We start from the raw sequence: 22953 nt of genomic DNA, 5'->3' as shown, positions 1-22953 counted from the left end.
TTAAAAAAGGTTTGCTGAACTTCAGGTGAATTGGAGTTGAGGTGACTGACAAGGTTCCTGGCGGGGGCGGTGCGCTGGCGCGCCGGTTACGCGAACTCCGCGGCGGCCACTGGCCCGACATGGCGATCACGCAGGTCCAGCTCCGTATCGCCCTCGACGTCAGCGCACCGCTCATCTCGTCGTGGGAGTCAGTCAAGAACCCCAAAATTCCACCGCTGGATCGCATTCGGGAGTACGCGGCGTTCTTCGCCACGCGCCGCTCCATGGCTGGAAGCACGCCCCGGAAGCTCGCGCTCGCCGAACTGACCGGCGAGGAGCGCGCCGAGTATGAGCGGCTCCTCGAGGAGTTGAGAAAACTACGCAACACCGCACTCGGCGATCAGGGGTTCATGTCTGACGGCGGGACATCGACAGGCAATCCCCTCGTCGGGGACTTGTGGTACTTCGCTGACGATGTGCCGATCGCTATGATCTGTTCCGAGGTTCCCCTGAGCGTGCGAGCCCAGATCCCGTACTCGGATCCGAACGAGCCCGATCACATCGATCTCTATCGATTCTCCGACCTCGACTCGCTGATGGAACTGCACGGCCATTTGCGCGCGGCAAATCCGCGCAGCCTGGTCACCTTGCGCACAGTCGAAGACCTGACCTCCGACGACCTCACCTCGCATATCGTCCTGTTGGGCGGCGTGGACTGGAACCGCATTACCGCATCCTTTCTGAATCGCCTCGAACTCCCTGTACGTCAGGTGTCTGATTGGAACGGGGCGAAGGGGCCGTATTTCGAGGTGGACGAGGACCCTCAACGTCGGCATTACGCGACGCTGGACCCCGAGGACCGGACTCTCCGGGAAGATGTGGCCTTCTTCTATCGCGGGCCGAACCTGAACAACGTCCAGTGCACCATCAGCATCTGCAACGGCATGTACGCGCGCGGCGTGTACGGAGCGGTCCGGGCGCTGACCGACGCGCGGTTCCGGGACAGGAACGCGGGCTACCTGCGCGAGCGCTTCGCGGGCTCGGAAGCTTATAGCATCCTGTCCCGGGTGCGGGTCGAGGCCAATCGCGTGATCACGCCGGACTGGACGATCGACACCACCCGGCTGCACGAGTGGCCGGAGCGGCAGCATGCATAGTGGGACCAAGCAGGTGGATCAGGCCCGTCGCGACCATCATGGCTCGCACCGGCATTTGATCGCCGAGCCCTCCCTGCCCGGCGACGCCTCGCCTGGAAAGGTCGACGCGGTCGTGGTGCCGACCATCCGCCACCCCCGCTGGCTGCAGCACGCGGCGCGACTGGCGGCCTACCTGGAGTGTCCGCTGGTCTCGCTAAACAGCAAGTACTGGAGCAACGTCACGGACGTCCTAAGCATCGTGCCGCGGGCCGTGGAACTCGCCGCGGTGTTCATCGAGGATGCCCGACGACTGAATCTGCCGGATTTCGCGACCGACGCGCTGCTCCGCCGCAGCCCGTTCAGCCGTTCCACCGACTTGAGCGCGAAACGCAACCTGGGCCTCGTGCTCGCACGGGTGGCGGGCTGGCGGCACATCGTCTTCCTGGACGACGACATCAAGGTGGGGGCCCCGCAGGAGGTCGCGCGGGCCGCCGCGCTGCTGGACATCTATGACGCCGTGGGGATGCGGATCGGCGGCTATCCCGACAACTCCGTCGTGTGCCACGCGTACCGGGTAACGGGAGGCCGGCAGGAGTCGTTCGTGGGTGGCGGGGCTCTCGTCGTGCAGACGATCAGGAACGTTTCGTTCTTTCCGAATGTGTACAACGAAGACTGGTTCTATCTGCTGGGAGAAAAGGAGCTGCGGTCGCTCGCCGTGACGGGGACAGTCGCGCAGCGGCCGTATGACCCGTTCGACCGGGCTGTCAGAGCGCGGGACCAGGAATTCGGGGACGTGCTCGCCGAGGGTATCTACTGGCTTCTCGACGAGCGATCCGTGGACGGCTGGATGGCGGCGGCGGACCGGCGGCACTGGGAGCGGTTCCTGGCCCAGCGGAAGAACTTTATCGAACACGTGCGGTACCGAGTGCGGAAATTTCCCGGCATTTCTCGGCCGGAACGTGAGGCCATGGAGTCGTCCCTGCGCGCCGCGCTTGGCCGCCTCAGCCTGATCACACCCGACTTCTGCGTCGCCTATCTGCATGCCTGGATGGATGATCGTATTCGCTGGGAGAAACACTTGGACGGACTGTCGCACCACACGCCCGAGCTCGGCGATGCACTCAAGTACCTGGTCAAAAGGGGTGGACCCGCATTGCTTTCGGAATATCGATATCGCTGATAACTTATGATTTCTCCCGCGTTTAGGCGGGAATGTGGGGTTTGTGCGGTCTATTGATATTCGGCCAGCGGTTCGGGCGGAGCTTCCGCGTATCTGCCGGACGCTGGGGCAGCGACCCTACTTCGTCGACAGGCTGAACGCGCAGGCCACCGGGCATGGGGTGCTGCTGGTCGCGTGGGACCGCACGGAGGCGGTGGGAGACCTCTACCTGTGGCTGGCGGCGGCCGAAGAGCGAGAGATTCGGGCCCATCTGCCCGGCGTGCCGCTGATCACGCATTTGGAGGTCGAGGCGGACCGGCGCAACCGGGGGGTCGGGACCGCGCTCATGCGTCACGCGGAACGCCACCTGTGGCTGGACGGCCTCAAGCAGGTCGCCCTGGGGGTGGGCCTGCACAACGAGGCCGCCAGGCGGCTGTATGTCCGGCTGGGTTACGTCGAATGGCCGCACGGACCGATCGACACGACCGAGGTGCTGTTTCGCGCGGACGGCACGCGGGAGCACCGCCCCGAGACCTGCCGGATCATGGTCAAGCAGCTCGCCTCCGAGTGACCCGTCAGGTCGGCAGGTCGGGGAGGACCTTGGTGCCGAAGGCGTCGATGAAGGCGGTCTGGTCCTGGCCGACGTGGTGGAGGTAGACCTGGTCGAAGCCGAGGTCGGCGTACGCGGCGAGCCAGGCGCGGTGGCGGCCGAGATCGGCTGAGATGTGCACGGCCTCCGCGACGAGGGCGGCCGGAACGTGGGCGGAGACCTGGTCGAAGAGTTCGGCTGTCTCCAGGTCCCAGGTGACCGGTGGGCCGAAGACGTTGGAACGCCACTGGTCGTACGCGATGGACCTGGCCTCGTCCTCGCCGGGAGCCCAGCTGAGGTGGACCTGTACGGCGGCAGGGCCCCGGCCGCCGGCCTGGCGATAGGCGTCGAGCACGCGGCCAGCCGCAGGGCCGCCGACGGTGATGAGACCGTCCGCCCAGTCGGCGCACCAGGCGGCGGTGGCTTCGGAGACGGCTGCCCCGATCAGGAGGGGCGGCTGCTCCGGCAGGGTCCAGAGGCGGGCGCGGTCGACGGTGACGAGGCCGTCGTGGCTGACCTCCTCGCCGGCGAGCAGGGCGCGGATGACGTCCACACACTCGCGCAACCGGGCGTTCCTGACGTCCTTGCGCGGCCAGCGGTCTCCGGTGATGTGCTCGTTGCTGGCTTCGCCGGTGCCGAGCGCGACCCAGAACCGGCCCGGGAACATGGCGGACAGGGTTCCGGCGGCCTGGGCGATGATCGCGGGGTGGTAGCGCTGGCCGGGGGCGTTGACGACCCCGAAGGGGAGCCCGGTGGCCTGGAGGGCGGCCCCGAGCCAGGACCACGCGAAGCCGGACTGGCCCTGGCGGGCGCTCCAGGGCGAGAAGTGGTCCGAGCACATGGCCAGAGCGAATCCCGCCTGCTCCGCCTGGGCCACGGCGGCCAGGAGCGCCGAGGGGTGGACTTGTTCATGAGACGCGTGAAAGCCGTAGGTCGCCATCGTGGCCGACTACCCCAGGCCGGATCGTGCTCACCCGATTCGCGTGACGGCTACTCGCGGCCCGGCTCGGGTCACTTTGGAATTGTTGCGGTTCGTGGGGATCGGGGTGGGCGGCGGGGGTGGTGGGAGCTGAGAATGGGCGCATGTCGATCAGGGAGTTCCGGGCCGCGGGCGTGACGTTGACGGTGAGCGAGGGCGGGGTGCCGCTCGCGGGCAGGGAGGTGACGGTCGCCCAGCGGGACCATGCGTTCCTGTTCGGGTGCATCGGGTTTGACTTCGTGGATCTCGCCAACGGCGCGGGGACCGAGCAGGACGAGCGGATGGCTGAGCTGTGGCTCGGGCTGTTCAACGCGGTCACGTTGCCGTTCTACTGGGGCGGGTTCGAGCCGGAGCGGGGGCGGCCGGACACCGCGCGGTTGCTGGCGACGGCGCGGTGGTTCGCGGAGCGGGGACGTGTGGTCAAGGGGCATCCGCTGGCCTGGCACACGGTGACGGCCGACTGGCTGATGGACCTGCCCAACGAGGAGATCGCGCGGGTGCAGGTCGAGCGCATCAAGCGGGAGATGACCGACTTCGCCGGGGTCATCGACATGTGGGATGTCATCAACGAGGTCGTCATCATGCCGATCTTCGACAAGTACGACAACGGCATCACCCGAATCTGCCGCGAAATGGGCCGCATCCCCATGGTCCGCATGGTCTTCGACGCCGCCCGCGAGGCCAACCCGCGCGCGACCCTGCTGCTCAACGACTTCGACATGTCCGCCGCGTACGAATGCCTGATCGAGGGCGTCCTGGAAGCCGGGATCAAGATCGACGTGCTCGGCCTGCAGAGCCACATGCACCAGGGCTACTGGGGCGAGGAGAAGACCCTGGCCACGATCGACCGTTTCGCCCGGTACGGCCTGCCGATCCACTTCACCGAAACGACCCTCCTGTCCGGCCACCTCATGCCCCCGGAGATCGTCGACCTGAACGACTACCAGATCCCCGAGTGGCCGACGACTCCCGAGGGTGAGGCCCGCCAGGCGGACGAGGTCGTACGCCACTACAGGACCCTGCTGTCGCACCCGTCGGTCAAAGCCATGACGTACTGGGGCATGACGGACGGCGGCTGGCTCGGCGCCCCCGGTGGCTTCGTCCGCGCCGACGGAACCCCCAAACCCTCGTACGAGGCCCTGCACAACCTCATCAAGGGCGAATGGTGGCTCCCGCCCACGACCATGCGCACCGACGGCGAAGGCCGAATCCGTTTCAACGGCTTCCTCGGCGCGTACGAGGTCACCGCGGATGGCGCCACCGCGGAATTCACGGTCGACGCTCCCGGCGACGTGACGGTCGAAGCGGCGCTCACGAAGCCGTGAGCCCGCATCACCGATTGAAGGTTTAGCGCGATGGAAGCGGGGATTTGAGGCAAAAGTTTACATCGAATGTTCAACGATACCGTTGAAGGTATGGACATCAAGGACATAGCACGTCCGCTTGACGGCGTGGGCGTATCGGCGTTCCTCCGAGAGCTTCCCGCCAGGCCCCTGCTGCTCGGCCTGGGCGAGGCCAGGCATTTCGTGGGAGAGCTGGGCGAGTTGCGCAACGAGATCTTCCGGCATCTGGTCGAGCACGAGGGCTACCGCTCGTTCGCCATCGAAAGCGACTGCCTCAGGGGCCTCGTGGTGGACGACTACCTCGCGACGGGCGCGGGCACGCTCGACCACGTCATGGAACGCGGCTTCAGCCACGGCTTCGGCGCCGCACCGGCCAACCGCGACCTCGTCCAGTGGATGCGCGCCTACAACGAGAAACATGACGAAAAACTCCGGTTCTACGGGTTCGACGGCCCTCTGGAGTACTGGGCGGAGAGCCCGCGCCAGGCGCTCACCGGCCTCTACGCCCTCCTCGACGGCCCGCTCCCGCGCACCGTGGTGACCGGGGAAACCCTCGACACGCTGCTGGGCCCGGACGACCGGTGGTCGAACGAGGCCACGGCCATGGACCCGTCCCAGTCGATCGGCCGGTCCGCCGACGCCCAGCGGCTGCGACTGATCGCCGACGACCTGGTCGCGCTCCTCGACACGCAGACGCCACAGCTGAACGCGAAGGACGGGGAACTCGCCGCACTGTACGCGCGCACCGCCACCGGCCTGCTCCGCTACCACTACTGGATGGCCGACACGTCCCCGGCCCGCTGGACCCGGCTGTCGGCCCTGCGGGACGCGATGATGGCCGCCAACCTGCGCGCCATCGCCGAACACGGCCCGGCCCTGGTCTTCGCCAGCAACCTCCACCTGCAGCGGAACAAGACCGTGATGCCGTTCGGCGACCAGTCATTGGAGTGGTGGAGCGCGGGAGCGATCACCTCGACCCACCTGGGTGACCGGTACGCCTTCCTGGCCTCGGCCCTCGGCACGGCCGGCGACGACACCCCGCCCCCGGACACCGTCGAAGGCATCCTGTCCACACTCCCGTGGGACCAGGCGCTCATCGACGCCCGCCGCCTAGCCGAGGCCATCCCGAACCCCGCCCCGCGCATCTCCCACGATTTCGCGTATTTCCCACTCGACCATGCCCGGCTCGACATGATCGACGGCGTCGTCTTCCTCAAGAAGGCCGTCAACCTGGGAAAGCTGGGCTGACAGCCCGCGTACGCGCCAGTCTGGGCGGATAGGGGAGAACCGCCGCCGGCGGTGAGTATCGGCACCACGTCCCGCACCCGAGGGATCGCAAGGCGGAGTAGCGGTCGCGAGCCACGAAGTCAGCGGGTGCGTTTCGCCTCGCGGTAGACGCGCATCTTCGCGCGCGTGCCGCAGACCGCCATCGAGCACCACCGGCTGCCCCGATTGCGGGATCGGTCGTAGAAGATCCACTCGCAGCGAGGCTCATGGCAGGCCTTGAGACGCTGCCAGGACCCGTCGGCCACCGCCCCCGCCACGGACGCCAGGATGACCGCGAGCGCGCCGCGGATATCGGACAGCACGGGCCGGAACCCGAGCCGCCCGACACCTTGGCGGTCGTCGGACGCCCCGGAGGGCCCACCGGCCAGAACGGCCGGTCCACCGGCTGAGCGGACCTCTCCGCCGGTCACGCCGATCGGTCCGCCGGTCACGCCAGCCAAACCTCTGGCGACGCCGGTCGGGCCGGCGTCCGCGGCGGACGATCCGGAGTCCTCGTGGGTGGGTTCGGGGTCCGAGCCGCTCGGTCCGATGGCGTGGCCTGTGCCGAAGCTGACGACTAGCGGGCAGTTCCTGGCGATGTGCGCCATCGTGCGGCGGGCCTCCAGGTCGGGCCCGGCGCCGTTGTTCTCGCGGAGGAGGGCGCGTACGGCCTCGCGCAGGGCGACGGCGTCGTGGCGGTCGAGTTCGCCCACCGCGATGGTCCCGAGGCTGTGGCGGGCCAGCCAGGCCGCGAGGCCGTCCGCGGTGGCGAACTCGTCAGGCCCGAACTCGATGTTGACGCTGTTGACGAACATCTGGACCAGGCCGAGCGCGCCCGGCGCCTCGGCTCTGTCGGCCGCTTGGACCTTCATACCTTCTATTTAGCCCAATCAGGTGCCCGCGGGCGCGGGATCGGCCGCCCAGTGGCCGGACAGGCCGGCGTAGAGCGGGTTGGCGTGGCGCAGCGACTCGTGGGTGCCGAGTTCGGCGCGGGCGCCGTCCATGACGAGGACCTGGCGGGCCCGCATGGCGGAGCTGATGCGGTGCGCGATGACGACGAGGATGCCGCCGCGCGCGGCGAAGGCCCGCTCCACCGTGGCTTCGGCGGCGGCGTCGAGATGACAGGTGGCCTCGTCCAGCACGACGACCCGGGCGGCCGAGACGTGCACCCGGACGAGGGCGATCAGCTGCCGTTCCCCCTGCGAGAGAGTGTCCGGGACCTCGGCGTCCAGCCCGCCGAGCCGGGTGACGAGGTCGGCCGCGCCGAGCGCCGCGCAGGACTCGGCCAACTGGCCGTCGGCAGCGTCCGGGTTCAGGTAGGCGAGGTTGTCGCGGAGGGTCCCGGCGAAGACGTACGCCTCCTGGGGGATCAAGGCGACGGTCCGGCGCAGGGCGGCCTCGTCCAGGTCGGGGAGGGGGACGCCGCCCAGCCGTACCTCGCCGTGGCGGGGGGAGAGGAGGCCGGTGAGCAGGCCGGCCAGGGTGGACTTGCCGATGCCGCTGGGGCCCACGACGGCCAGGTGGCAGCCATCGGTCAGAAACAGGTCGAGGCCGGCGACGACGGGTTCGGCGTGGGGGCCGTACGCGAAGGTGAGACCGGTGGCGGTGAGGTCGCCGGGGGTCGGCGGGCGGCCACCGGGCGGGCGGCGGAGGGGCGTCCAGGACTGTTCGGCGATGCGGGTGAGGAGCGTGCCGAGCTGGAGGCCCCAGCCGCCGACGACGGCGATCAGGGAGCGCACGGCGGGTTGCAGGGTCACCGACACGTACGCCACCGCCGCCAGCAGTTCGCCGGGGGTGACCGTGCCGCCGGACAGCAGCCAGGGCGCGCTCAGCAGCAGCGCCACCAACGGCAGCTGTGCGCCCAGCAGCAGGACACCGGTCCTGGTCGTCTCCGCGTGCGCGACCGCCCGGCTGGAGCGCACCTGCTCCTCCAGCGCCCGGTCCAGGTCGGCCAGAGCACGCTGTTCCGCGCCGCACGCCACGATGTCGCGCACGCCCTCCAGCATCTCGGTGGTCGCGGTGGACACGCCCTCGCGGGCGAGCACGCTGCGCCGGTTGACCCGCGCCAGGCCGCGCAGCGACCGCGCGAAGACGAACGCCGCGATCAGCAGCGGCGCGCCGACGACGAGCAGCACCTGCGGGGCCAGCGCGGCGAGGCCGGCCACCCCGGCCAGCAGCGTGACGAGCGTCGTCCGCAGCTGCCGGATCAGCGCGGACACCAGATTCCTGACCATCTCCACGTGCTGGGTCAGCCGGGCCACCGCCGCCGTGTCCGGCCGCTCCGCCCCGAGTACGGCCCGCGAGAGCGCGCTCCGCACGACCCGCAGCACCAGCCGGTCCCGCAGCGGCTCCACCACGGCGGCCAGCGCGGGGAACATGGCGTACTGCGCGCCCGCCCCGGCCAGCATGAGCACACCCATCGCCAGCAGCCACAACAGCCCCTCCAGAGGGCGTCCGGCCAGGAAGCCGCGGTCGAGGGCGGCGGCCAGCAGCAGGCCGTACCCGAGGGGAGGCAGTGCCTCGACGGCGGACCAGAGCGCGACGCGGCGCAGCGCCCCACGGGACTCGCGCAGTTCCGCGAGGAGCAGCCGGAAACCGGGGGTTCTCACGCGCCGAACACCTCCCGGTACTCGGGCTGCGCCCACAGCTCCGCGTGTGGCGCGAACGCGCGCACCCGGCCCCCGTCCAGCCAGGCCACGAGGTCGGCCCGCGCGGCCGTGGCCGCCCGGTGCGCCACCACCAGCCGCGTACGGCCCGCCAAGGTCGCCGTGATCGCCTCCCTTACCTGGCTCTCGGTGACCGTGTCCAGGCTGGAGGTGGCGTCGTCGAGGATGGTCAGCCGCGCCTCCCGCAGCAGCGCCCTGGCCAGCCCGATCCGCTGCCGTTCGCCCCCCGACATCGGCGCGGCTTCGAGCGGCGTGTCGTAGCCCCGCGGCAGCAGCCGGATGAACCGGTCGGCCTGCGCCGCCCCGGCCGCGCGCTCGATCTGGGCCCTGGTCGCCTCGGGCATCCCGTAGGCGATGGCGTCCTCGATCGTCTCGCCGAGCAGGACAGGGCGCTCGAACGCGTACCCGATGTGCGGGCGCGCGTGCGCCAGCCGCAGGTCCTGGCCGTCGAGGGCGACCACGCCGGAGTCCGGGTCGGCCAGCCTGCCCGCCAGCATGGCCAGCGTCGACTTGCCCGCCCCCGACCGGCCGACGACCGCGACGGACGCCCCGGCGGGCACGGTGAGCGCCACCCCGGACAGCCCGGCCGACGCCACCGCCGCCTCCCGCAGCGTCAGCGTCCCGGGCCCGCCCGCCAGCTCCCGGTCACCGGGCCGGGGCGCGGGCTCGGCCAGTACGGCGGACACCCGGGCCGCCGACTCGCGCAGCGAGAGCAGGCCGCTGAGGCTGTCCAGCTGCCACAGCAGGTTGACGGCGATCAGCAGATAACCGGCCGCGGCCGTGAGCTGCGCGGGCTCCAGGTCGCCCGCCGCGACCGCGAACCCGGCCGTGGCCAGCACCGCCACCTCCAGGACCGGCGTCAGCAGCGACAGCCGCCACGAGGTGCGCCGCTGCGCGGACCACACGTCACGCCCGGCCGCGCTCAGTTCGGGCAGCACCGCCGACACCCGCGCGATCTCCCGCTCCAGCGACCCGGACGCCCGGATCGTGCGCGCTCCGCGCAGCGCGTCCAGCAACCGGGCGGCCAGCCGCCCCTGCGCCTGCTGGTACCGGCCGAAGGCATCGGAGAACTGGAACACACTCGACCTGGTCAGGAAAGCCGCCACCGGCAGGCCGATCAGGAGCACGGCGGCCAGCCGCCAGTCGATGAGCCAGAGGCCGGCCAGCCCGCCCAGCGCCGTCGCGCCGGACACGACCACCGCGAGCCCGTCGGGCACCACGTCGGCCACCTCCTCCGCGTTGCCGGACAGCCGTACGGTCAGGTCGCCGACGGAGAACACCCGCCCGCCGGGCACGCCGAGCGCGAGCACGTGCGCGGCCAGCCGGCGGCGCAGCCGCGCGGTCATGTGCGCGCATCCGGTGGTGACGGCGTACGCCGACAGCACGGTGATCGCGGCCTCGGCCAGCACCAGCCCGCACAGCAGCGCGACCGGCCGGAACGCGTCCCCGCCGCCGATCACCGCGGCCACGGCACGGGCCAGGACGAACGGCATGAGCAGGGATGACACGGCCAGCGCCAGCGTCGCCGGGACGTACAGGGCGGTCCAGCCGGGCGCGTCCCGCGCGGTGCGCAGGACCAGAGCCTTCACGAGAACCTATCCTTCGAGTCGGAGGGCACAGGCCGGCCGTATTCCGGCCTGTGCCCTCTCACCACGCCCTCAGGCGCCTACTTTCAGCCGGTACGCCCGTTCGGACAGGTGTAACCGTTGGTGCACGTCTTGCCCCCGTTGCAGGTGGGCTCGCACGGGCGCAACCCGATCTCCAGCTGCTCCGGGAGCAGCTGCAGGGCGTCGATGCTGAGTTCCATTTCTTTCACCCCCTGACTGCGTCGAAATATGGGACCGCCGTAACCCCGGTCAGCCGCAGCCGCCACCGGTGTTGGTGGTCGGGCAGCCGGCGCCGCAGGTGCGGGTGCAGGTGTTGCCGCCGCCGCAGGTCACCTCACAGGGACGCAGGCCGGTCTCGAACTGCTCGGGGAGCAGCTGAAGGGCGTCGATGCTGATCTCCATGCTCTTGTTCACCTCCTTCCGTGTCCGCCGGGTCGCGGGCGCGCCGGATCGCGCGCCCGCCCGTCGTGGGGTCAGGCCGCCAGGAACTCGGCGAGCCTGCCGGTCAGCTCCGCGCCGCCCGCCTCGCTGAGCGGGGAGTGGCCGGCGCCGGGGATCTCCAGGTAGTCGATGGCCGCCGGGATCAGCGTGCGGAGCCGGCGCGCGTGCGCGACCGGGATGACCGGGTCGTCGGCTCCGTGGATCACCATCAGCGGGGGTCTCAGCCGTTCGGCCAGCGGGGCCACGTCGGGCCCGGAGTGGCCGTCCAGCCGGTCGATCAGGCGGCGCACCGAGGGGTCGGCGTGCGCGTACAGGCCGGCGGGGGACAGGAAGGGCGCGACCACCGCGCAGCGGGACCAGCTTTCCGGCCGGCGGGCGTAGGCGAGCAGGGCCAGGTAGGCGCCGTAGCTCACGCCGTACAGGCGGGGCCGGCCGCCGACGGCCGCGGCGACGGCGAGCACGTCGTCGAGGTCGGGGCCGCCCCACGCGCCGACCAGGGCGTCCCGGTGGGCGGCGCCGTAGCCGGAGCTGCCGCGCTGGTTGGGCGCGACCACCGCCACCCCGGTCTCCGCGATCGCGGCGAACACGCGGTCGTAGGCGTACCGCCAGGCGTCCTGCGGGCCGCCGTGCAGGGCGATCACCACCCGGTCCGCGGCGCGCCAGTCGCCGTACGTGACGGCCTCCGTGCCCGCCACCACCTCGACCCTGGCCCGTACGGCCCGCGCCGGCGGATCCAGCCGGAACCCGTCCGGCGTGACGCTGAGCACGGAACCGGGCGCGCCCGGGGAGGTGAACGGCACCCGCAGGGTGTCGCCCTGCCAGCCGGCCGAGGCGTGCAGCACGCCGTCCGGGACGGCCGGTTCGGTCAGCTCGCCCGTCTCCGGGGTGAGCACGGCCAGGCGCGAGCGGCTGCCCCGGTCCAGGCGCAGCGCGAACCGCCGCCCGTCCCCGTGCGCGGCCAGCGGGGTCAGCACCCCGTCGATCCCGGTCACGCGCCGGGGCTCGGCCCGGCCGTCGGCGTGGTTCCACCGCACCTCGTACCCGTCCGGCCGCGGCTCGGCCAGCAGCATCAGGCCCGACCGCGGCGAGCCCGCGAGCAGCTGCGCGCCCGGTCCCGCGCCGGGGACCTGCGTCCAGGCGTCCCGCACCAGATCCACCATGACCGGCCCCGCCGTGTACGGCCCCAGCCGCGTGAACCCCAGCAGCCCGGGACCCAGCGGCACACCCGCGCCCTGCACGCCCGGCGGCAGCGCGGCCAGCGGCTCCAGGCCGGTCCCGACCCGGAAGATCCGGCCGCCGGAGCCGTCCGGCGCGGCGCCCACCGCGAGCACCCCCGAGGTGTGGCTCCCGGCGTTCAGGTGCACGACCAGGCCCGTCCCGGCCGCGACCACGCGTTCGCCCGCCTCGGTGAGCTCGGTGATCTCGTACCGGCCGTTTTCATTACGGCAGAGCAGAATCCGGTCGCCGTCCAGCGGCAGAACCTGGGTGCCCGCGTCGGCGGTTCCCGGCAGCAGCCGTACGCCGTTCCGGGTGAAGTCCCACACCTCGGGCTGGAGGCCGCCGTCTTCGCCGGCCGACAGGCAGGCCGCGTAACGCCCGCACGCGGAGAAGCGGAAGCTGACTCTCACCGGTCGTGCCCTTCCGCCATGAACGGGCGCGGGCCGCCGTGGCGCAGCCGCAGCAGCAGCGCCACGACCCCGCCCAGGCCGGTGTGATAGGAGGCGGTGACCTCGTGGAAGGAGTCGTCGCCCACCACCAGGTGGCCGTCGCGCGTGGCGTGCCTGGCGAAGACGGCGCCGCTCATCTCGGCGGCCATCCGCCGGTACCGGTCCTCGCCCAGCGCGTCGGCCATGTCCAGCAGGAACTCGGCGTTCCCTGCCGTGCCGTGGCAGGCCGCGGGGGAGGTGTACCAGGGCGTTCGCCAGGACGCGACCGCCGCCTGCTCGGCCAGTTCGCGCGCCTCCGGGTCGCCGGTCTGCCGCCAGAGCCGGATGAGGAACGTGCCGACCCCGGAGGAGCCGTTGCACCAGTAGACCGCCTCCGACGGCGCGCCGTCGGCCTTGCGGGTGCGGATCTCCCGCTCGTCGGAGGGCCACCAGGCCTGCCCGCCGTCCTGGTCGGCCACCTTGACGAGGGTGCGCCCGGCCTGCTGGGCCATGTCCAGGTAGCGTTCGTCGCCGGTCTCCTGGAAGGCGGCCAGCAGGAACGCGCCGATCCCGGCGACTCCGTGCGCGAATCCGTAGTGCCGGATTCCGGCGAGCTGCGAGGCGAAGTCCTTGGGCACCTCCCACATCACGCCCTCCGGCGTGGGCTCCACGGCCGCGAGCAGGTTGTCGGCGGCCCGGCGGAGCCGTACGGCGAAACGCTCGTCGCCGGTGGCGCGCAGGAAGTGAAGCTGGGTGAGGCCAGCGCCCGCCATGCCGTGGCAGATGTCCGGGTTGGGCCAGTCGACCGGCGCGTTCAGGGCGAGGCTCTCCGCCCGGTGCGCCATGCGCCCGTCGCCGAGCAGCCGGGCGGCGTCGTGCAGCGCCCACGCGGTGCCGGAGCGGCCGAAGTAGAGGCCGGGCAGCACCCGCGGCTCGGCGGCGATCTTCCGCTCGATCCAGCCGGACACGTCCGCGACGGCCTGGCGCAGCCGCTCCTCGGGCCGGAGCCCGGCCGCCCGGGTGAGCACCGCGAGCACGCCGGCCGCGCCGGTCTGCACGTTGCACGGGTCGGACTCGGCGGCGAAGCCGAAAGCCGGCCAGAGGAAGTCGCGGCTCTCCAGATCCATCGTGGCGAGGATGAAGCCGAGGCCGCCGGTCAGCAGGCGCTCGTGCTCGTCCTCGGTGATCTCGTCCGTCCCGGCCCGTACGGCCAGGGCGGGCAGTTCGCCGTCCAGGTACTCGGCGGCCCGCGCCGGCGTCCAGCGTTCGCCGTCCACGCCGAGCAGGCCCAGGATGAGCGGGCCGACCCGGCGCAGGGCCAGATGCCGCACCGCCGCGCGTTCCACGAACTCCCGCATGCGCTCGGGGGAGGCCGTGTCCGCGCCGCCGGTGCTGGGGGAGACCGGGTCCAGGCCGGTGGCCAGGTGGAAGACCGTGGCCCCGAGGGCGAAGCAGTCGGCGTCGAAGCCGGGGGCCTCGGTGACGCGCGGGCCGGAGAACGCCTCGGGCGTGCCGTACCCGGGGGTGGCGGCGGCCTCGACGACGTCGCCGGGGCGGGCCGCGAGCTCCAGGTCGATCAGGCGGAGCGTGCCGTCGGGGGCGACCATGACGTTGCTCGGGGTCAGGTCGCGCAGCACCACGCCGCGCTCGTGCACGGCGGCGACCAGGGCGATCAGCCGCCGGGTGAGCGCCAGCACGTCCGGCAGCGGCGCGCCGAGGTCGTCGTCGGACCTGCGGACGCGGTCGTGCGCCCAGTCGCGCAGCCGCTGCCCGTCGATCTTGTCCTCGGCCAGGAACAGGTCGCCCTGCTGCTCGAAGAGGGCGATCTTGCGGGGGGTGAAGCCGAGCGGGGCCAGCTCGTCCAGCATGTCGGCCTCGTGGCGGAGCCGGTCCTGGGCGTCGCGGCCGAACCGGGAGCCGTCGGTGTGCCGCCGGGCCTGCTTGATCACGACCTCGGCGCCGGTCTCCCGGTCGGCGCCGACGTACACGCCGCCCTTGTTGGCCTGCACGATCGCCTCGTGCACCGCGAACCGGCCGCCGAGCAGCACCGGCTTGGCCGGCCCCTCGGTGGCGGCCGGCCTGGGCTCGTCGGGGATCGGGCACGGCGGCGCCCACTCGGGCGTGGCGAACCAGGGCATGCGCCGGTCCAGCGCGAAGGTGCCGTCCGGCCGGGTGAACAGGGACGCGTCGGTGCCGTCGTTGTCCAGCATGCGCGTCCCGGCGATGACGCCGAACCGGTAGTGCACCAGGCTGCCCGGCCGGTACGGCTTGTCCGACAGGATGCGCGGCCCCGCCAGCCCCCGCGTGATCCGGTCCAGCTCCTCGGCCAGGACGGTGAAACGTTCGTCGTTCTCCGGATAGACAGTGATCACCTTGCCGGAGCCGCCCCGGTCGTGCTGGGCGCCCACCAGCTCCTCCACCCGGTCGATGGTGGTGGCGAACTTGAAGGAGGCCCGGCGGGCGATCAGCACCGAGGCGGCGCGGGCGACCACGATGGGCGCCGACAGCGGCGTCGCCGACACGTGCAGCTTCCAGCCCTGCGGCCGGTCCCGGTGGCCGTGCGGCGCCACGTAGCACCACGCCTTACCCGGGTTGACGTGCCAGTCCTCGCCGGTACGGGCGACCGCGGCCCGTACGTGATCGACCAGCAGATCGTTCTCGGCCCAGTATCCGCCCGGGTGCCCACTCATCGATATCCCCTTGTCCCGTCCGGCCCCCCGGACGCAGGAAGGACACTGGCCGCCGGATCTTGCGGATCACTTGGACACGACTGGGGACGGACTGGCTCCGGTCCGTGACCAGCGGAGATCCACCGCCGGTCGGACAGGTGGTCTCACAGGGCGAGAAGAAGATCTGTCATGCGCAGGGAACACCCGCGTTTCGACCCGTTGACGAGCACGTATCCCCTATGTAACCTTTGGCCAGCGCTGCGCAAGAATCTTGCAAAGTGCTGTTCAATTTCTCGCTGTTCCTCGCAACTTCAGGGATGCACTGCGTCCGTGCACCTGCCCCCCATCCGCGTCCGGTGACGGCAACGCGCTGCACCGGCCCAGCCCTGTCGTTCCTGACGAGAGATAGAAGAACGCGATGAGAAAGACGCACGGACCGTTACGCATGGCCGCCGCCGCCCTCGCGGCCGGCGCGCTCGTCCTCATGGGGTCGGTCGTCCCGGCCGCCGCCACGGGCGGGCCCAACCTCAGCCTCGGCAAGACCGCCTCGGCCAGCACCACCACCGGCGGGCACACCGCGAACCTCATCAACGACGGCAACCAGGCCACGTACTGGGAGAGCGCCAACAACAGCTTCCCGCAGTGGGCCAGGGTGGACCTGGGCGCCGCCACCAGCATCGACCAGGTCGTGCTGAAGCTCCCCGCCGACCCCGCCTGGCAGACCAGGACCGTGACCCTGTCCGTCCAGGGCAGCAACGACGGCACCGGCTTCGCCACCATCGTCGGCTCGGCCGGTTACACCTTCAATCCGGCCACGAACAACACCGTGACCATCAACTTCGCGGCCACCAGCACCCGGTACGTGCGCGTCAACATCACGGCCAACAACGGCTGGCCCGCCGGGCAGCTCTCCGAGCTCGAGGTGTACGGCACCAGCACCGGCGGCTCCGCCAACCTCGCCCAGGGCAAGACCATGACGGGCAGCAGCGTCTCCCAGACGTACGTGGCGAGCAACGCCAACGACCTCAACCAGGCCACCTACTGGGAGAGCAACAACAACGTCTTCCCCGAGTGGCTCCAGGTCGACCTGGGCGCGTCCGTCGCGGTCAACCGCGTCGTGCTCAAGCTGCCGGCCTCCGGCTGGCCCACCCGCACCCAGACGCTGGCCGTCCAGGGCAGCACGAACGGCTCCACCTTCAGCGACATCGTCGCCTCCGCCGGATACGTGTTCAACCCGGCCAACGGCAACACGGTCACCATCAACTTCGGCACCACCACCACCCGGTACGTGCGGCTGAACATCACCGCCAACACCGGCTGGCCCGCCGGCCAGATCTCCGAGTTCGAGGTGTACGGCCCGAGCACCGGCGACACCCAGGCGCCCACCGCGCCCGGCAACCTGGCCTTCACCGAGCCCACCCCCGGCCAGATCCAGCTCACCTGGAACGCCTCGACGGACAACGTCGGCGTGACGGGCTACGACATCTACGCCAACAACACCCTCCGCGCGAGCGTCGGCAACGTCACCTCCTTCGCCGACACCCAGCCGGTCAGCGCCACGGTCACCTACTTCGTGCGCGCCAAGGACGCCGCCGGGAACCAGTCGGCCAACAGCAACTCGGTCACCCGCCAGGGCCAGCAGCAGGGCGACACCCAGGCGCCCACCGCGCCCGGCAACCTCGCCTACACCGAGCCCGCTTCCGGCCAGATCCGGCTGACGTGGAGCGCCTCCACCGACAACGTCGCCGTCACCGGTTACGACGTCTACCGCAACGGCTCCGTCGCGGCCACGGTCGCCGGCAACGTGCTCACCTACACCGACAACCAGCCCGCCACCGCGACCGTGACCTACCACGTCCGGGCCAAGGACGCCGCCGGCAACGTCTCCGGCGAGTCCAACTCGGTGACCCGGCAGGGCTCCACGCCGCCGGGCAGCAACCTGGCCACCGGCAAGGAGATGGTCGAGTCCGGCCACGTGCACACCTTCGTCGCGGCCAACGCCAACGACGGCAGCCTGGACACCTACTGGGAGGGCGCGTCCGGCGCCTGGCCGGGCACGCTCACCGTCAAGCTGGGCGCCAACGCCAACGTCACCTCGGTGGTCGTGAAGCTCAACCCGTCCAGCGCGTGGGGCACCCGTACCCAGAACATCCAGGTCCTGGGGCGGGAGCAGAGCGCGACCGGCTATACCAGCCTGGTTGCCGCGGCCAACTACACGTTCAACCCCGCCTCGCAGAACACCGTCACCATCCCGGTCACCGCGACCACCGCGGACGTGCAGCTGCGCGTCAACAGCAACACCGGCGCGCCCGGCGGCCAGGTCGCCGAGTTCCAGGTGTTCGGCACCCCGGCCCCCAACCCCGACCTGGTCGTCACCTCGGCCACCTGGTCGCCCGCCTCACCGGTCGAGACCGACGCCATCACGCTGTCGGCCGTGGTCCGCAACAACGGCACCGCGAACGCCCCGGCCACCACCGTCAACCTCTACCTGGACACCACCCGGGTGGCCACGGTGAACGTGCCGGCGCTGGCCGCGGGCGCGCAGACGACCGTCACGTCGAACATCGGCCCGCGCGACGCCGCGAGCTACTCGGTGAACGCCAAGGTGGACGAGTCCAACACGATCATCGAGCAGAACGACGGCAACAACGCCTACGTCAACCCGGCGGCACTGACCGTACGCCCGGTCGACAGCTCCGACCTGGTGGCCTCGCCGGTGGCCTGGACCCCGAGCAACCCGTCGGGCGGCCAGACCGTCAACTTCAGCGTCGGCATCAGGAACCAGGGCACGGTGGCCTCGGCCGGCGGCGCCCACGGCATCACCCTGACCGTCCTCAACGACCAGGGCACCGTGGTGCGCACCCTGACCGGCTCGCACACCGGCGTCATCAACGCCGGCGCCACCACCGCCCCGGTCGCCCTCGGCACCTGGACGGCCGCCAACGGCCGCTACACCGTCCGGGTCGTGCTCGCCAACGACGGCAACGAACTGCCGGTCAAGCAGGCCAACAACACCACCGACAGCAGCCTCTTCGTGGGCCGCGGCGCGAACATGCCGTACGACCACCTGGAGGCGGAGGACGCCGTACGCGGTGGCGGCGCCGGCCTCGTCGGCCCGAACCGCACCATCGGCGACCTCGGCGGCGAGGCCAGCGGACGCCGCGCCGTCACCCTCAACACCAACGGCGCCTTCGTCGAGTTCACCACCCGCGCGGCCACCAACACCCTGGTCACCCGCTTCTCCATCCCCGACTCCGCGGGCGGCGGCGGCATCAGCGAGGAACTCAACGTCTACGTCAACGGCACCTTCCACAAGGCGATCAACCTGACCTCCAAGTACATCTGGCAGTACGGCAACGAGGCGAGCCCCAACAACTCGCCCGGCTCCGGCGGCCCGCGCCACATCTACGACGAGGCCAACATCTTCCTGAACCAGTCGTACCCGCCCGGCACGAAGATCCGCCTGCAGAAGGACCCCGGCAACGACACCACGTACGCGATCGACTTCATCAACACCGAGCAGGTCGCGCCCAACGCCAACCCCGACCCGGCCAAGTACACCGTGCCGACCGGCTTCACCCAGCAGGCCGTCCAGGCCGCCCTCGACAAGGCGCGCATGGAGACCGGCTGGGAGGGCGTCTACCTGCCCGCCGGCGACTACCAGATCTCCGGCAAGCTCAACGTGTACGGCAAGGCCGTCAAGGTCGTCGGCGCGGGACCCTGGTACACCCGGTTCTACTCGCCGACCGCCCAGGAGAACAGCAACATCGGCTTCGACGTGCAGTCCTCCGCCAACGGCTCCGCCTTCTCCGGCTTCGCGGCGTTCGGCAACTACACCTTCCGCGAGGACGGCCCCGGCAAGGTCTGGAACCTGACCGGCGTCAGCAACATCACGATCGACAACATGTGGATCGAGCACCAGATGGTCATGGTCTGGGGCACGAACATCAGCAACATCACCCTGTCCAACAGCCGCATCCGCAACATGTACGCCGACGGCCTCAACTTCACGAACAACAGCCGTAACAACACGGTCAGGAACATCGACGCCCGCTCCACGGGTGACGACGCCTTCGCCCTGTTCAACGCGGTCGACATCGTGCAGGGCGACAACACGGGCAACCTCTTCGAGAACCTCTCGGTGACCACCCCGTGGCGTGCGGCCGGCCTGGCCATCTACGGCGGCTTCGACAACACCTTCAGGAACATCTACATCGCCGACACGCTGACCTACTCCGGCATCACGGTCAGCTCGCTCGACTTCGGCTACCCGTTCCGGGGCTTCGGCACCACGCCGACGCGGATCGAGAACGTCTCGATCATCCGGTCCGGCGGCCACTTCTGGGGCGCGCAGACCTTCCCCGGCATCTGGATGTTCTCGGCCTCCAAGGAGTTCCGCGGCATCCGGATCAGCGATGTCGACATCGTGGACCCGACCTACAGCGGGATCATGTTCCAGACGAAGTACAACGGCGCGGCGGAGTTCCCGCACACCGACACCATCTTCACCAACATCAGGATCTCCGGGGCGCAGAAGAGCGGCGACGCCTTCGACGCCAAGTCCGGGTTCGGCATCTGGGTCAACGAGATGCCCGAGTCCGGTCAGGGCCCGGCGGTCGGCTCGGCCACCTTCAACAACCTGGTGATGAGCAACAACTTCCAGAACATCAAGAACACGACCTCGACGTTCACCCTCAACATCAACTGACCCTCCCCGGGAAGAGCGGCGCCGCCGGAGCTCCGGGCTCCGGCGGCGCCGCCGTGTCTTCCACCGGTCAGTCCCACCAGAACGACCACGCGTGCTTGCCCCGGATCTGCTCCGCGTAGTCCTCCAGCGTGCCCGGCCCCTGGATGATGCTGTCCGGGCAGAACGTCCAGTGCTCGGCCGCCACGTGCAGCGCGTGCAGGCCGGCCGTGGGCGGCGCGGCCACGCTCAGCTCCAGGGTGTTGAAGCCGGCCCCGACCACCCGCACCCCGAAGCGCTCCTCCCAGCTGCGCAGCACCGCCGCCAGCGGCACCGTCCACTCGTTGTGGTTGATGGCGCCCTGCCAGCCCATCACCGCCAGCGCGTCCGCGCCCCGGTCGGCGGCCACCAGGCCGAGCGGCGTGCCGTTGCGGGACAGCACCCCGGCGTACCAGTCGGCCACCACGCCCGGCTCTGCCACCAGCGTGCCCGGCTCGGCCAGGCCGGGGGAGACCGGGCCGAACGGCTCCAGGTTGCCGATCTGGTCCTTGTCGGCCTGCTCCACCCAGTCGGCCCAGACCTCGTCCATGAAGTCGCCGGCCCGGAAGTTGTCGATCTCGGCGGCCGTGTCCGGCGCGATCTGCCCGATCGACCAGGGCTGCACCGACTCCTCCAGCAGCAGCGGCCACAGCCCCGACTCCGGATGCTCGGCGCGCAGCCGCGCCCACAGCTCGCCCGGCACGGGGTCGTCGCTCAGCCAGAACGCCGGTCGCCGGTGCTGCCGCCGCCGCTCGAAGTTGGGATCGGGCCAGACGGCCGCGCCCTCCGGCAGCTCCACGCCCAGCGTCCGCCCTTCGCCGTGGTCGGCGAAGAGCTCGCGTATCTCGGGCGGCAGCTGCCCTTTCCTAACCGGCACGGCGAAGAGAATAGTTCACGCGTTCTTCCTGCGGTTTCCGGAACAGGTCGTTTGACCGAGGCCGTCGGGCGTAAGCCCCGTCCTTCAGGACTTTGTTGCCCGATTGGGTTGATGATCGTTGATTGCCAACGCAGTCTGGGATTACCCGGGCCGCGGAGAAGATGGAGAAAGATCTGCCATGTTTCTGCGCCCCAGCCTGCCCGTTCGGTGCCCGAGGCAACCGAACGGGTCGCGCGCGCGGAATCCCGATCACCCCGGCTCCACTTTGACGCCCGCGACTGCGCCCCTGCCCGATAGGCGACCAGTGCACCTGCGCGATGCCTGTGGGCCGACGCTCCTATCCGTGGCACCCGCGTGTCTCACCTGGCGCGGGAGTGCCAGCTAGGGCGCGAGCGTGTCCTGACCTGGACGGTGTTCGGCCCACCAGGTGTACGGCACCAGGACGGCGTGGACCTCCCCGTATTTGTGCACGATGGTGTGCAGACCATCGGTGCGTGCGGCCTCGACGCAACGACCGAGATGATCTCGGAGTTCTCGAACACTTATACGCTCAATCATGATTCGCCATGGTACCATTGGAGATCAAGAGGCTTCATGCCGAGGAGGTGTTCCATGCTGGCAGGCCGCCGCTACCGGGCCGAGTTCACACCCGAACAGGCTGAGTTCGCCGAGCAGATCGGCGGCATCTGCCGGTCGGTGTGGAACACCGCCCTAGAGCAACGCCGCGCTTACCGCAGACGAGGCGCGTTCATCGGCTACGCCGAGCAGTGCAGGCAACTCGCCGACGCCAAAGCCGATTTCGGCTGGCTGGCGGAAGCCCCGTCGCATTGTCTGCAACAGACCCTCAAGGACCTGGATCAGGCATGCAGGACGCACGGCGCGTGGAAGGTCCGGTGGCGATCAGGCCACGGATGGTCGCCGTCGTTCCGGTTTCCCGACGCCAAGCAGATCCTCGTGGAACGCCTGGCCCGCACGTGGGGCCGGGTCAAGCTGCCGAAACTCGGATGGGTGCGGTTCCGCTGGTCACGTCCGCTCGGTGGCATGCCGCGCAGCGCGACGATCACCCGCGATGGACGGCATTGGTACATCAGTTTCCTCGTTGAGGACGGAACGACCACCCCGCGAACTCACGCCCGGCCGGACTGTTCGGTCGGGGTGGACCGGGGCGTGGCCAGCGCCGCGGTCACCTCCGACGGCGAGTTCTTCGACCGGGAGTTCATCACCGCCGGTGAGGCGGAGCGGTACCGGCGTCTACAGCGGCGGCTCGCCCGCGCCCCGAAGGGCTCCAACCGGCGCAGGGCGGTCATAGCCGAGCTGGGGACAGTGATGCGGCGGGTCCGGCACCGACGTGCTGATTTCAACGCCCAGACAGCTCACGCCCTTACCAGCCGGTACGGCACGATCGTCCTGGAGGACCTCTCCACCCGGAACATGACCGCGAGCGCGAAGGGAACCAACCAACAGCCCGGCGCGAAAGTCGCCCAAAAACGAGGTCTGAACCGGGCCATTTTGGACAAGGGCTGGCACGGGCTGGAACTCGCGGCACGCAGCGCCGCGCGGCACAAGGGCAGCGCGCTCATCAAGGTCCCGGCAATGTACACGTCTCAGACGTGCTCGGCATGCAGGATGGTGGATGCGGTATCGCGTGAGAGCCAAGCGTGGTTCGCCTGCGCCTCCTGCGGCCATGCCGAGCATGCCGACGTGAACGCCGCCAAGAACATCAAGGCCGCCGGGCTAGCGGTCTCAGGACGTGGAGACCTCGCCGTTGGGCGGTCTGTGAAGCGTCAACCACCCCGGCCACGAGCGCGGCGGCATGCCGCGTCAGCGGCACGGGGAATCCCGCTCCTTTAGGGCCGGGAGGAAGTCAACTATC

At 70.5% G+C, this 22953-nt stretch carries 17 protein-coding genes; 7 read left to right on the top strand and 10 right to left on the bottom strand.

Annotation, left to right across the window (positions count from 1 at the left end; translation table 11 throughout):
- The first annotated feature begins 41 nt into the window (after positions 1-41).
- From Aph01nite_RS10570 to Aph01nite_RS10560, 3 genes are read left to right on the top strand one after another with little or no spacing between them, the layout of a single operon-like run.
- A complete protein-coding gene (locus Aph01nite_RS10570) occupies positions 42-1136 on the top strand; it encodes a hypothetical protein (RefSeq protein ID WP_204040618.1) in 1095 nt (364 codons plus the stop codon).
- 13 nt (positions 1137-1149) lie between these two features.
- Positions 1150-2295, top strand: coding sequence for a hypothetical protein (locus Aph01nite_RS10565; protein ID WP_204040617.1), 1146 nt, complete (start codon positions 1150-1152; stop codon positions 2293-2295).
- A 43-nt stretch (positions 2296-2338) separates the two neighbouring features.
- The gene (locus Aph01nite_RS10560) at positions 2339-2845 is read left to right on the top strand and encodes a GNAT family N-acetyltransferase (protein ID WP_204040616.1); all 507 of its coding nucleotides are present in this window, start codon (positions 2339-2341) and stop codon (positions 2843-2845) included.
- A gap of 4 nt (positions 2846-2849) precedes the next feature.
- Here Aph01nite_RS10560 and Aph01nite_RS10555 read toward each other — a convergent pair whose 3' ends face one another.
- Positions 2850-3803: a TIGR03885 family FMN-dependent LLM class oxidoreductase gene (locus tag Aph01nite_RS10555; RefSeq protein ID WP_204040615.1), complete on the bottom strand. Its 954-nt coding sequence runs from the start codon at positions 3801-3803 to the stop codon at positions 2850-2852.
- A 143-nt stretch (positions 3804-3946) separates the two neighbouring features.
- On the opposite strand from Aph01nite_RS10555, the gene Aph01nite_RS10550 reads away from it, so the two are divergent.
- Entirely contained in the window at positions 3947-5167 is a 1221-nt protein-coding gene (locus Aph01nite_RS10550) for an endo-1,4-beta-xylanase (protein WP_204040614.1), read from the top strand.
- A 90-nt stretch (positions 5168-5257) separates the two neighbouring features.
- Positions 5258-6433 (top strand): erythromycin esterase family protein, encoded by a 1176-nt coding sequence (locus Aph01nite_RS10545; protein ID WP_239161562.1) that lies wholly within the window; start codon positions 5258-5260, stop codon positions 6431-6433.
- A 119-nt stretch (positions 6434-6552) separates the two neighbouring features.
- Here the strand turns inward: Aph01nite_RS10545 and Aph01nite_RS10540 are convergent, their stop codons facing one another.
- The 7 genes from Aph01nite_RS10540 to lanL all read right to left on the bottom strand — a co-directional run bounded on the left by Aph01nite_RS10540 (position 6553) and on the right by lanL (position 15501).
- On the bottom strand, positions 6553-7323 hold the full coding sequence (locus Aph01nite_RS10540) for a CGNR zinc finger domain-containing protein (protein ID WP_204040612.1): 771 nt from the start codon (positions 7321-7323) through the stop codon (positions 6553-6555).
- Positions 7324-7341: 18 nt separating this feature from the next.
- Positions 7342-9060: an ATP-binding cassette domain-containing protein gene (locus Aph01nite_RS10535; RefSeq protein WP_204040611.1), complete on the bottom strand. Its 1719-nt coding sequence runs from the start codon at positions 9058-9060 to the stop codon at positions 7342-7344.
- Positions 9057-10706 carry an ABC transporter ATP-binding protein gene (locus Aph01nite_RS10530; protein ID WP_239161561.1) on the bottom strand — a complete coding sequence of 550 codons (1650 nt, stop codon included), beginning with the start codon at positions 10704-10706 and terminating at the stop codon, positions 9057-9059. Before Aph01nite_RS10530 ends, Aph01nite_RS10535 begins: the two co-directional genes overlap by 4 nt.
- An 83-nt stretch (positions 10707-10789) precedes the next feature.
- Positions 10790-10924 (bottom strand): hypothetical protein, encoded by a 135-nt coding sequence (locus tag Aph01nite_RS42095; protein ID WP_275419049.1) that lies wholly within the window; start codon positions 10922-10924, stop codon positions 10790-10792.
- A gap of 49 nt (positions 10925-10973) precedes the next feature.
- A complete protein-coding gene (locus tag Aph01nite_RS10525; RefSeq protein ID WP_204040610.1) occupies positions 10974-11138 on the bottom strand; it encodes a hypothetical protein in 165 nt (54 codons plus the stop codon).
- A gap of 59 nt (positions 11139-11197) precedes the next feature.
- Complete coding sequence (locus Aph01nite_RS10520; RefSeq protein ID WP_204040609.1) at positions 11198-12793, bottom strand: alpha/beta hydrolase family protein; 1596 nt, start codon at positions 12791-12793, stop codon at positions 11198-11200.
- A complete protein-coding gene (lanL, locus tag Aph01nite_RS10515) occupies positions 12790-15501 on the bottom strand; it encodes a class IV lanthionine synthetase LanL (protein WP_204040608.1) in 2712 nt (903 codons plus the stop codon). Before lanL ends, Aph01nite_RS10520 begins: the two co-directional genes overlap by 4 nt.
- 397 nt (positions 15502-15898) lie before the next feature.
- Between lanL and Aph01nite_RS10510 the strand changes: the two genes are divergently transcribed.
- A complete protein-coding gene (locus tag Aph01nite_RS10510; RefSeq protein ID WP_204040607.1) occupies positions 15899-20188 on the top strand; it encodes a galactose-binding domain-containing protein in 4290 nt (1429 codons plus the stop codon).
- A gap of 67 nt (positions 20189-20255) precedes the next feature.
- On the opposite strand, the gene Aph01nite_RS10505 is transcribed toward Aph01nite_RS10510, so the two are convergent.
- Together Aph01nite_RS10505 and Aph01nite_RS10500 are read right to left on the bottom strand one after the other, a co-directional pair.
- The gene (locus tag Aph01nite_RS10505; protein ID WP_239161560.1) at positions 20256-21080 is read right to left on the bottom strand and encodes a DUF4253 domain-containing protein; all 825 of its coding nucleotides are present in this window, start codon (positions 21078-21080) and stop codon (positions 20256-20258) included.
- A gap of 381 nt (positions 21081-21461) precedes the next feature.
- Positions 21462-21638, bottom strand: coding sequence for a type II toxin-antitoxin system Phd/YefM family antitoxin (locus Aph01nite_RS10500; protein WP_204040606.1), 177 nt, complete (start codon positions 21636-21638; stop codon positions 21462-21464).
- 54 nt (positions 21639-21692) lie between these two features.
- On the opposite strand from Aph01nite_RS10500, the gene Aph01nite_RS10495 reads away from it, so the two are divergent.
- Entirely contained in the window at positions 21693-22931 is a 1239-nt protein-coding gene (locus tag Aph01nite_RS10495) for an RNA-guided endonuclease InsQ/TnpB family protein (RefSeq protein ID WP_204040605.1), read from the top strand.
- The last annotated feature ends 22 nt before the right edge of the window (positions 22932-22953 follow it).

Source organism: Acrocarpospora phusangensis, assembly GCF_016862995.1.
In the GTDB taxonomy this organism is placed as follows: domain Bacteria; phylum Actinomycetota; class Actinomycetes; order Streptosporangiales; family Streptosporangiaceae; genus Acrocarpospora; species Acrocarpospora phusangensis.
This window is presented reverse-complemented; position numbering and strand designations above follow the sequence as displayed.

Excerpts from the sequence above, each read along its gene's own strand:
- Aph01nite_RS10555 (WP_204040615.1), bottom strand. The coding sequence starts at position 3,803 with ATGGCGACCTACGGCTTTCACGCGTCTCATGAACAAGTCCACCCCTCG.
- Aph01nite_RS10550 (WP_204040614.1), top strand. The coding sequence starts at position 3,947 with ATGTCGATCAGGGAGTTCCGGGCCGCGGGCGTGACGTTGACGGTGAGC.
- Aph01nite_RS10545 (WP_239161562.1), top strand. The coding sequence starts at position 5,258 with ATGGACATCAAGGACATAGCACGTCCGCTTGACGGCGTGGGCGTATCG.
- Aph01nite_RS10540 (WP_204040612.1), bottom strand. The coding sequence starts at position 7,323 with ATGAAGGTCCAAGCGGCCGACAGAGCCGAGGCGCCGGGCGCGCTCGGC.
- Aph01nite_RS42095 (WP_275419049.1), bottom strand. The coding sequence starts at position 10,924 with ATGGAACTCAGCATCGACGCCCTGCAGCTGCTCCCGGAGCAGCTGGAG.
- lanL (WP_204040608.1), bottom strand. The coding sequence starts at position 15,501 with ATGAGTGGGCACCCGGGCGGATACTGGGCCGAGAACGATCTGCTGGTC.
- Aph01nite_RS10510 (WP_204040607.1), top strand. The coding sequence starts at position 15,899 with ATGAGAAAGACGCACGGACCGTTACGCATGGCCGCCGCCGCCCTCGCG.
- Aph01nite_RS10500 (WP_204040606.1), bottom strand. The coding sequence starts at position 21,638 with ATGATTGAGCGTATAAGTGTTCGAGAACTCCGAGATCATCTCGGTCGT.
- Aph01nite_RS10495 (WP_204040605.1), top strand. The coding sequence starts at position 21,693 with ATGCTGGCAGGCCGCCGCTACCGGGCCGAGTTCACACCCGAACAGGCT.